The organism is Bradyrhizobium sp. 134 (assembly GCF_023074155.1).
Taxonomy (GTDB): domain Bacteria; phylum Pseudomonadota; class Alphaproteobacteria; order Rhizobiales; family Xanthobacteraceae; genus Bradyrhizobium.
The window spans coordinates 441,579-452,734 of sequence record NZ_JADPKX010000069.1 but is presented as its reverse complement, the minus strand read 5'-3'; the positions used below and the strand labels follow the sequence as shown (position 1 = coordinate 452,734).

Genomic DNA, 11,156 nt, shown 5'->3' with positions numbered 1-11,156 from the left:
TCGCCCCCAAGATTCCACGGCCTCGGTGTTGTAGGCGACGAGCAATCCGTCCGCGTCACAAAGATAGACAGCGCCGGGAATGGCATCGAGCGCGGCGTGGCCGGCCGCGACCAGCGCCTCGAACTCCGTGGGCCTTTGGCGCGCGGACAGCGGGAATTCTTCAACGTTTGACATGAGGCGCTCGGCTCTCGGGGGCGAGAGGATCGACGGCCCAATGCGGGCCTCGCCTATTTGAAAACAAGCATGGGCGGACGCCCCTGCGGCCCGCCGAACCCACCATAACCCATGGCGCGCCATTTGGTTCCGCGGAGGGCGGCAAAGTCACCCCCTAATCTCAGAAAAAGCGGCCCGCAAGCTGAGGTGGCCTCAATCTACGGAGGGCAGTATGGCTACTCGACGGGCGCGGTCCCACACCTGTATTGCGACGCCGTCCACATATTGCTTGGCTTGGACAACGGCAGCGTCATCGTCTTCGCACTCGACGATCACGGGGGGGCCCTGAATGTGCCCTTCTTTATCAAAGCGATAGAGGCGATACTCCGCCATGCCAGCACTCATGGGCGCTACTGTGATGCACAATAATTTACTCACTGTTCCATCCAACGCAACGATTTTTGCACGGCTGAATCAGGTCCGCGGGTCGGGAAATATCGGGCATCGCATCCGAACAACTCGGCAGCCGGGGTGACGAACCGCGACCTGCGCGAACCTCAATGTCCTCTTGGGGTCAAAATGCGAAGAACTCACCCTGAGCAAATGTAGTCCGCTTCTCTCCGCTCAGGAGACCTGGATGAGACATGCCGCCACTTCGCAGATGGGCCAAAATGCGAAGAACTCAACGCGAGCAAATCTAGTCCGCTATATCCCCTTAAACAGACCGTGACGAGCTTGCGGACACTTGCCGATGGCGCGGAAAGCCGAGATAGCGACCAAGCTGTTCAAGCACATCGTCCGGCGCGCCGTTGGGCCGCTTAGCTCAATGGTCGCGGTCGGCGGGGTAAGCCGGTGGGACAATCGAGGGCCATACGATCCCAATGACCAAGGTCGGCTGCAGCGAGATACGTGCTCTCCAGGAAGGCCCTCAGCGCTACTTCTGGGTCAGCCGATTGTCTGACGACATCGTAAGGCAGAAGAAATTCCCCGAGCTTCGGGTCGAAGTACGCCCCATCGGGCATCACCTTAGCCTCCGCAAAATCTGCAGGAGCGGGATAGGCATAGGAATAAAACGCCGCAAAATCCGTGCTGCCGCCGCCCGGCCAAAACCTGCCGAAGAGACTTCATGACTGTATGCCTCTCGGGTCACCTCGTCCGGCAAAGCCGGAATGCCACCCGGATGTAGCGGCGCGCGGCGTCCGGAGAAGCGCGTGACCGCTAGATCAAAGCTGCCCCAAAAGAGATGAACAGGACTAGCCTTTCCGATGAAGCCGGTTCGAAATCGGGTGAACACATTGCTGGCGAGCACCAGCGCCTCGAAGAACCTTGTCACGGCTGCAGCATCGTAGGGCCTGGTTTGCCGATCATCGCGAAATGGGATGGGCGCTGAAACCTCGCTGGGTCGGTCGTGAAGCTCCGGCGTGCCCCCAATTCCCCGAACGAGTTCGAGGAAATGTACATAGAAGTCAGCCACGGACATTGGTCCTAACGGAAGCTCAGCCCTCCGCCCGTCTGCTGCTTCTCCGATGACGACATGTTTCCGGAGATCAAGGGTGATCTCAGTGCCGGCCCCGTCCGGTAGCCGAAACCGTGTCGAGATCTCATTGGGGGCGGCCGTGTCCTGCGAGCCGACGCCGCTGCAAACGTCGGCATGGTTGACGAGATCGCGTCGACGCCGGGATTGGCGATGTCGAGTGCGGTCGAGTTCATGACAACGCTAAAGACCGACGCCCGCGCGCGCCGGCTTAACTTGGAGGCGAAACTGCTGTGAACGAACTGTCTGCGACCTCAATCCGGGCTCATCTGCTGGTCGAATTTGCAAGAGAAGCACCGGGGTCACGTACCGAAGCTGTTGTTCGTAAAAACGCGATCAAGCGACTCCGTCTCGCGCTTGCGGCCGCTGAAGCACACCGTAACGCCGTCGCGGCCTGGACCGCCCGCGGTCGACCGATGCTCCCAGCCGCCGCACCGTGGGGCACGCGATGACAATGGTCGGCACGGTCGCCTTCGTAAGTTCATCGCGCCTTTTTGCACTGCTTACACCGATCGGCCGCTCCCGCGAACACGATATTTTTGCCGCTGAAATTTGGTGGCACGTGCAGGAATCGACTTGCCTTTCATCGGCCAGGCCGTCGAGTTCGAGGTTGCTCCGGATGGCGATGGGACGTTCGAGGCCGTGCGCATACGTGCTGCGGCCGCCACTGAAAAAGATCAGGTATGAAAACTCTGAGGCTTTTGGTGGTGGTGGCGCTGAGGCGCCCCCGACGTTCTCGGATGGCAGTCGCCGGCGCCGGCATTGCGGGGCGGCTTCGGTCCGCCATGTTGATGGCCAGCTCAGCAGCCTCCGAGCCAGCGCTCCATGGCATGAAAACATGTGTGCGGCCCTCGGGTGGCGCTGCGCCGGCGGCGTCGGTGGTCGTCCCCCGCCGCCGGCCCCTGTTTCCGAGCCAGCGTAACGTTTTGATGGGTGTTTCGCGAAGATGAGCTGGCAGCCCAGCCCCTCGCCATTATGGGCTTGTCTCGTGCTCTCTGCGTGCTCCCACTAAAAGTTGGTCGTTGCCGGACGGGTGCTATCGGCGGTTTATTGGGCTGCCGGGGGCACCCGTTCGTCGCGACCAATTAAACGGCGGCTTCCAGCGCAAAGCGGAGGTCTCTCACCTTGAGCGTGATCGGCGGTGTCATTTGCGGCCGCCGACCAAATCCGGGCGCCGCTTTGCCTTGGTCGCGCCGATCGGCCGCTCCCCGTGACGCCGATGTCTATGCTGCCGAGATTTGGTGGCAAGCCATCGAATTCGAGGTGGCAGCGAATTCTGATGGACAGGTCGAAGCCGCGAATGGTTAGCGGCGGTGGTGTTTGCATCCTCCTCCGCCCGAGCCTCCGCTAGGCGCGTTTACCTTTAAAGTCTATTTTATCGGCGTAAAAGTTCAGCAATTCGTCGAATGTCATCGATCTGCTGCTCCAGTTCTCCGATTTCACAAAGCCGCTCTCTAGTGGCTCGTGGGTGTCATAGAATGAGCCAAATATCTGCTCCGAACCATCGTAGGACTTGTACGTGACACGGTAGTAGGGCCGTTGGCCTGTACCTGTAACACCGATCTTAATCGACGAGTTGCTGTGGAGCTTGGTGCACTGCCGCATCTTCTGGAGAGCGCCGCTCACGTAATCCTTTTGATAAACAAGCTTGGCCCAGACGGTTTCAATGGTCGAGTCTTCGGGGATGGTCGCCGGCATAGTGCCCTCATATCAGAGTGTACTTAGCAAACACGCCTACCGATTAAGCGCAACTGCCTGACGATGCCGGACGGAGACCACCCCGAGGGAATCTCGTTCGAATCAGGCAACTACACCCTGAACACGGCGAAATGCCTCGTCCTGCTCGAGCGCCGCGCTCCGCCGGTCTCCGAGATCGATCAATGCGTCGAGAAGCTTCAACAATCCCAGTGCACGATTAACTTCAAGCGGGTAATTTGCTTCCGCTAATCGCTGAATGATGGCTGCGAGGCGCGCAGGCAAAGAGGTTCCTATCCAACTTCCTTTTGAGTGGTCGATAGAGTCTAACGCTGCCGTAGCCTGTTCGATAAATCGGTCTATTGGATAACATGCCCCTGCCCGCTCGCACAAAGTTAGAAATTTCTGCATCACGTAGGTCGACCAGCCAGTTGCTTTAACGAGCTTGGTCACGATGGGCATAACGGTTTCTATGCCACTCCAATCTCCATTAACGAACCGCGCAGCACCCGGACATTCGGTCTCGACGTTCACAAACAAGAGCGCTTTGATGAGATCGGGCATGTCGTAGCCATGGACTTCGCCTGCGCGATACCCCTTCGGTGCAAACGTTCTGTCGCCTACGACGCGCTGCACGCAGTCCTCGAGAATTGGAAGTGCATTCGCGGGAATGCTTTCCGCGTCAAATATGTGACGGGTGACGATGCCCTCGGCCAGTTGCGCAAGCACGCGCAACGCCTCGTCGTCATATCCGGAGAGCGGCTTAAGCAACTTCTCGCGCACCCATTGCAGTTCGAAAAAAGGAAGCGCGCGCGCGAGCAGCGTGCCCAACGTCCGGTCCCATTCGAAGTGATTGGTCTCTTTATCTCGGCGGTACTTTCCATCGTCCCATGACGGCATTAGCCGCTCGGCAGTCCAGTGGGTGAGATCGGCAAGGAGCGTCTGGATTTTCGATCGATAGACATCTGACCGGCACCAGTCCTCAAGCGGAAAATGGATGAACAGCTTGGCGGCAGATTGACCGTCGAAGGAGCACTTAGGATTGGTCCAATGATCCTCTGCACGACGATTACGCTTCGAAACCTTCACCCAAGCAGGCGGCAGAGGTTTGAAGCCGTCCTCTGCGTCAATACCGAGGGCATGCAGCGCCTTCTTCAGAGCTCTTTCTCGCGCCTCCCGATCCGCTGTGTCGTCGCGCACGAAAGTCTGCTCATTCTGAGTGTGCTCGATGTAATGCGAGAGGTCGAAAGCGAAGTGCGCAGCAACCCACCTCACATGTGGATCCGGGTCCAGGAATAGCGCCTGGAAAGCCATAATATGCACATCCTCGTTCGGATGGCTCGCGAGCTTGATCAGTCTGGCGGATGAATCCGAGCGAGGCGCGCCACTTTTGCGGTCATGTAAAAGTGCCAAGATGAGATGAAAGGAAGGATGCCACGGAATTTTTGAACCACGGTAACCGCTGGGCTCCCGCATTTCCAAAACACGCACCATTACGCTCCAGGCCCACGTCAGATCTGGTGAATTGCTGCCGCCAAATCGAATGACGCCCGCGGCGATAGCGGAGATACCGCTTTGGATAGCGTGGGGCCCTACGTCGGCACGCTCATCGAACAGGTCGTCACGGTCGTGCTCCATGGCGAAGGCCATAGCATTCTCCAATGTCCATCCCTCTGCCGGCTTGCCCTCGTTCACGGATCTAATTGCCCAATTGAGTATGCGCTGCTGATTCAATGACTCCGAAGCCTTGGCAGCTTTTTCTTGCGTCGTTCGGGGCGGCGCCTTTGGCGGCTCATATCCGATGGCGATTTTATCATTCTCAATTTCGTATCGTCGATAATTTTCGATGTTACCAAGGCCAGACCAGAGCTCAGCCTTTTCTTTCAACTCCCTGGTTCGTTCGGGATTTTCCCGTTCTTCCTCGACGAGGTAAGGAAGGCTTTTTGGAAAGTCTTCAAGAGCCTTCTTGAACCGACCCCGCAACCTGGTGTCATTGCTAGTCGCAAAACGCATCGCGAGTTCGCGCACATCGTGTTTGCGATATTCCCGGCTGTCGAGGAACGATTTCGCTTTGGCCTTCTCACCTTTGAGTTGCGTGAGAGACCCCAGCCCTAAAAGATCCATGTCTTTCTGCGGTTCATGGATAAGGCGTGCGAAGTCATGGTCCCAGAGGCGTTGGCATGTGACGATAGGCAGCGTGACTTCCGACACCTCAAAGGTCTCAATAGCAAGACGCAAGCAAAGCCCAAGCGAAGCGTAGCATTCGCTGCCTTCGAGGATTTGCTGGATCACATCGCTCGCAGACCGCCCCTTTTCCACTTCTCTGAAAGCCCAATGAGCGAGCGCGAGATAGATGCACTTGATCACCTCAGAGCCCAACATACCGAGCCCCCAGCAGAAGACGTGCCAATCTCCCCAGAACTCCTGGTGACCCCACGGAAACTCTACCGCGACCGGGATCGGAGTGCCGCATTCCTGTCGTCTGAAGTTCTGGACCTGACGCCATCCTTTTGTCGCATGGTTGGTAAGTTTGGTAATGAGACGAAGCCCAATCACCGAATTTTTGGCGAGCAGGCTTGCAAAAGGTTCATGCAGAGCTGACGGTGGGTGGAAGTAGTGAATATGGGCTTCTAGCCCGACGTCCTGGAAGTGAAAGTTGGAATAGCTCGTCGGAAAATGCACCGAAGACAACACCATATTCTGATGACGCGTTCGTTTATCTTCGGGGATGGCGCTGATCTTCTCGCGCCATTCGAGTTGCTCGGCTTCCTCACGGCAGAGACGGTCATAAGTCTCTTGTGGTAGTTCCTGCAGAAGCCGCGCTTCGGCGAATTTTTCAACGGATTCGGGGGCCATTTCGGCCATGATCGGTGTGAACGCCACGAGATCATCAAATGCCGACCGCAACATGCGCTTTTGACCCGCGGCGCGTTCGAAAAGGGCAACTGCGTATTCCAGATAACCCCGTGCCGAGCGGAGAATGAGGCTTCGCAGACCCGTCGCGAGACTCGTTTGCGCTTCATGGCTGAGTGCGTTCCATTTTCCATGTTCGGGCGAATAGCTCTGAGCGTAAAGTTCGATTTCAAGATCGATCAGCCAAGCACTGGACGCAGCCAAGATGTCCTTCGAACGCGGGTTCTTGAAATCACTAAGTGCGTTCTGCCACACACCAAAGACTTCGAGCGCTTGCGGAACAAGGCGAGCGGGCAACAGCATCTGCCGTGCGACAATCCAATCAATAAGGCGTCCCCACGCCTCTCCGTTGGAGGGCCATCCAAGAAGATCAGCCATGCGTACCGGGTCCATGCCCTCGATCGTCATAGCCCGCTGCAACACGATTGGACTTGGCACGGTATGTTGGGCCTGAAACCAGACCAGAAGCTTTTCGCATAAAGCAAAGTCATCTGCCTCGATGCGCTTTGTGAATTCGTCGACCGCACTCTCGAAAGCACTGGTAAAAGGCGGAGCCGTCAACCATTCGCGACGCCATTGGGCACGAAGAGCAGATCCCTCAAGCTTCGCGTACCCGGCTGACCATCGTCCCGCTTCGGTGAGCGCGTCTTGAGCGAGTAGACCAACTACGCGACCGAGCAAAGGCGGTTCGCCCGCAGCAGAAATCATCGAAAGCCATTCGTCGCCAAGCTCCATGAGCAGGAGGAAGAAGACCCATTCAAAGAATATGTCGTGGGTAAAGGACACTATCGCGCCACCTCGCTCAATACGCAGGATGTGATCCGCCCGAAGAGCGTCCAAATGCTCCAAGGTCTCCGGCCTGAGGTCGCGAACTGGAATTCCCTTGCCGAGATTACGCACGCCTTGTTCGGCAAGGTTGATGAGCGCGCGCTGACGCAGGGGCACCAATTCTGCTAGGGCGTCATGCCCGGCGCGCAGCCACCACGCGTTGATCAAGTCGACCTCGGTTTGTGGTTCGGCATCTCGCGCAAGAGCTTTGGCGAGAACCGCCGCAAAAAACGGTCGCCGCGCGATCTGCTCCACTGAACTACTGGGGTTGATCAGGAGGCGGCGAAGGTTGGGTTTTGAATTCGAAAGAAGCTCGGCCTCTTCGTCAGAAAATGCTTTTACTGAAACGCTTCCCATTCCCTTGGCGGAATAGAATGATTGGGGGAACCAAGCGCGGTAGGCTTCAAGACCTTGGTCGCGCGAGCTGGCGAGAACCTTCCAGTGCTGAAGATGAGGATCGTTCTCAATGGAGTGGATGAGATCGGTAACGATGTGTTGTTGATCTGGCCGGATACGGTCAATGCCATCTATAAAAAGAATGGGCGTACCCGAAGCCGCGATTTCACCCAGAAGATCCGACGCATTGCCATGACGCACACCGAGCGCTGTCGAGAAAGTCGTCCAACTATTTCCTTGGAGTCTGTCGCTTTTCAAAAAGAGGATCGGTCCTGATTTGGCCGCGTTGGCCGCAAAGTGCTTTAGCACCGCCGACTTGCCACATCCCGGCAGGCCGCCAATTGAAACAACGCGATAGTTTTGGAGCGCCACCGAGACTTTCGTCTGCAAGTCTTCGCGCGCGACATGAAAATCATCGACGGTTTCGGAGACATCGTTGAGGGCGTCCAGCGATGAGGCGTTTAACCTATAGATATCATCGCTGAAGTTCGGCGCCACTTTAAGTCGCACCGAGCCTCGCAATTGAGCGAGCAAGGATGAACGCGTCCATTTGGCAGCGTTTGCCGCGCCTTCGCGTGCGATGCGGCAGAGGCGGTCAAAAATCATGATTTCCTGACCGTCTAAATTAATCACAACAAGCTCTTGCAGCCGATTGACGATTTCGGCGCGAAGCGCCCCACCCTCTTCCAAGCCCGCCAGATGGAGCGCCGCAAAACTTCGATAGAAGCTGACTTCTTGATCCAGATTTGATGCGCCAGTAAGGGGCAGTAAGCCTTCTCGCAATTTCTTGTCATCAGCTCCGGCTGTGCCCTCGGGCGCGAAGTATTCTTCGAAGTCTTTGGCATCGGGGCTCGCCTTGGCCCTGCTGATCAGCCTCGAAAAACTTCGGAATGTCACATCCGTGACATGCTCGACGACGAAACCACTGGCGTCCCTACCTGTGACAAAGGCGTCAGCGCTCTGGGTCTTTATGGCAGCCCCGACGATTCCCTTGAATTGCTCGTCAGCCCCGCTGATTGTGACGGAACGTTTGACCTGAAGGTCAAGCGACCTTTTTAGCCCTGCATCATCGAGACCCACGATAACGTCATCCATCGGATGGCCATGACCTTGCCGTTGGACGGCTACGCTAGTGACGATGCCTGGCTGCCCCGCCGCACGCTCGCGCCTAAGCAAATGAGCAAGATAATAGGCAACGACCGCGTCTTCGTATGTGAAGCCTGCGCCGCCTGTCAATTCGGTGGAGACCGGCTTAGAATCAAGCATGTTGGTCAAACCGGAATCTCACTGCTTGGGGTGCTTCTACGATAATGGCACTATCTCTATACGACCGCCGAAGTAGATGTTACGGCCGACTTCCCGGTCGCGATCACACTCTACTAAGTCAGGCCAGTTGCGGTGTGGACGCTTCCGGTGCCGTGGCCAGTCGGCTTCCAACTTGAACCAACGATTGAAGAGGATTCCGCTCCTTTCCGGAGGAAATTGCACTTTTCTCTGGTTCAACGTCGGACCCACAAAATACGCTGTTAAGCTTTCAGCAAAATGCAGGGCTGCGCTGTGCATAGTCGGGCTGTTGGATGGCCTTCGTCCAGGTTCAGACTGAGATTTAACGATCCCCAACCACAGCTCGAACGTATCGTTGTTCCAACTTCCCAAAGCATGGTGGCTAGTGGTCAGTCGAGTCAAAATACTTTTCGAAATACCGACGTACGATGCTCCTTTGCCCGAACGTTCATAAGCTAAGTAGAGACACTCCTTCACGGCATTCTCGTCGCCTAATTCACGGGCCTGAGCGAGACTGTATGATGGTCCGTACCAGTCGACCGCAACAGCGAACAGATCAGCAGGCATGAGCTTTCTCCAGAGTGTGGAATCGAAATGCGGTGCTCAATATCGCAGGCTTGTGTCCGACTTCACCACGGGAACGTCGATCCCGTGTTGGCGCAAAAGGAGCCGCGCGCCATCGTACTGGTTTGCTTGGTCTCTGTTGGGACCAACGATAATCTTCTTGATGGGCAACGTATTGCTCGATCCTTTAAACAACTCAATGTACGGGATTATCATGGCATTTGCGCCCTCGCGAAATGAGACTGGCGGGTAAGGCCGGTCATCAGTTTCTGTCTGACCCGGCTGCGTGGCCATCAGAATTATCCGATACTCGTTTTCTTCCTTGAACCTCGAACTTTTTAAAGTTGGCAGGGCGTCCATAAACGCCGGAATGTAGTCATGCATTTCTCGCTCCCCGAGAAGTTTTGCGACCTCTGGAAGCGCGGCCAGCTTTGGCGCTTTGTCCTTGAACACAACCTTCAAGGCCGTTGCCGCTAACCCGTCGAAGCGCGTCAATTGTGCTGCATGTTCGTGATTTTCGTAAGCGACCTCGCGGGTTATGTGACCTTGATACCAGTATCGAGCCGCCTCTGCGGCCACGAGTTTGTCCATTTCCAACTCGTCAAATTCGATCGCGAAACCACCTCGTCCATAGCCCCGCCACTGACTTAGTAGTCCGTGCGAACTCTCAGCAGCGTCTTCCCCGTGAATGCAGAACGAAGTGATGTAAAATGGGGATACATTCTCGATGACGCGAATTGCTATGTTGGCAACTTTTTCAGACTCGGTAGTCAGTTTGTCACCATCGAACAGCGACATGACCTCAGGCTTGAAGGCTCCCAGGCTTTTCAAGAGAGGCACGATTACTTGAAAATCTCGCGCGATGGACGGTGCTAGCAAGCTGGTCAGAAGACGGCATTCCGCCGTGTCGTTCAGGAAACTGGCGTGCGTCGCCCAAAGGGTGCGAGTCTTGATAATCCCTATCAATCCTGCGGCTGTAGTATAGTGAAATAGCGATCTACTGACGGGCTTATCTTTGCCCATATTAGCAAGAAGTGCCGACTTTTCCGATCTTGCCTTCTTGTTCTTCCAGCCGAACTTGTTGTTCAAGGGATCTCCTCGGGGGTTAGATTGCCGCCCAGCGGTTCTGGTCGAGCCGGCACTTGAGGAGCGACCGGAGTTGAGCGAACGTGGACAGGCCCGGGAAGGCGTTGCGACCGGCTGGCTCACAATATACCCCAGCGGTGGCACGGAAATCGCTAAGAACGCGTAGCCTCGCCCAACCCCTCAGTCCACGAAGCTCGCGCAACTTTCACGCGATATCAAGAGCCGTAAGGTCGAACGGCAATGGGACTAAAGATCTCGGCATCAACGCCAGTGGAAATCTTGGCAGAGTCGCGGCGAGATAGATCAAATGGAGGGCCGGCACCAAACGAACCGCGCCCCCCAGCGTCCTCGTTGACCAGCCTCTAACGGCAGACGATGGCAAACGATGCGCGCCGTTCACGCTGGCGGGACGCTCTACGGTTTACCTGCCGCAGCAGGGCACCCAGAACCGGTCGGCCCCATACTGATTCCGGCATCTTTGATGATCCGACCTTCCTCAATCTTTCGATTGCGTTCGTTCTCAATAATGTCTGCAACTTCCTTGCGTTGCTGGGAGTTGAGGGAAAGGTACGAAGGCAATGATTACGGGGATAGCGACGGCAGAAAAATCCCGCGCCTGCATCCACTTTTTCAGAGACGCAGCTCGTCTTTGGAAAATCGTGGAAGTGCCCCGAGCGTTGATAAACTGCGTCCAAGCCTCTTG

At 56.4% G+C, this 11,156-nt stretch carries 5 protein-coding genes and 1 pseudogene; all 6 read right to left on the bottom strand.

From position 1 onward, the window contains the following. Nucleotides 1-366: 366 nt before the first annotated feature. Entirely contained in the window at nucleotides 367-546 is a 180-nt protein-coding gene (locus IVA75_RS27320) for a hypothetical protein (protein WP_247284276.1), read from the bottom strand. A 425-nt stretch (nucleotides 547-971) separates the two neighbouring features. Beyond that, nucleotides 972-1,681 (bottom strand): annotated as a pseudogene (locus IVA75_RS27315) (DUF5996 family protein). 1,353 nt (nucleotides 1,682-3,034) lie between these two features. After that, nucleotides 3,035-3,385, bottom strand: coding sequence for a hypothetical protein (locus IVA75_RS27310; protein ID WP_247284274.1), 351 nt, complete (start codon nucleotides 3,383-3,385; stop codon nucleotides 3,035-3,037). 102 nt (nucleotides 3,386-3,487) lie between these two features. Then, the gene (locus IVA75_RS27305) at nucleotides 3,488-8,785 is read right to left on the bottom strand and encodes an AAA family ATPase (RefSeq protein ID WP_247284278.1); all 5,298 of its coding nucleotides are present in this window, start codon (nucleotides 8,783-8,785) and stop codon (nucleotides 3,488-3,490) included. A 36-nt stretch (nucleotides 8,786-8,821) separates the two neighbouring features. Beyond that, the gene (locus IVA75_RS27300; RefSeq protein ID WP_247284257.1) at nucleotides 8,822-9,370 is read right to left on the bottom strand and encodes a hypothetical protein; all 549 of its coding nucleotides are present in this window, start codon (nucleotides 9,368-9,370) and stop codon (nucleotides 8,822-8,824) included. Between the two features lie 36 nt (nucleotides 9,371-9,406). Further along, the gene (locus tag IVA75_RS27295; RefSeq protein WP_247284255.1) at nucleotides 9,407-10,456 is read right to left on the bottom strand and encodes a DUF2971 domain-containing protein; all 1,050 of its coding nucleotides are present in this window, start codon (nucleotides 10,454-10,456) and stop codon (nucleotides 9,407-9,409) included. Nucleotides 10,457-11,156 lie beyond the last annotated feature (700 nt).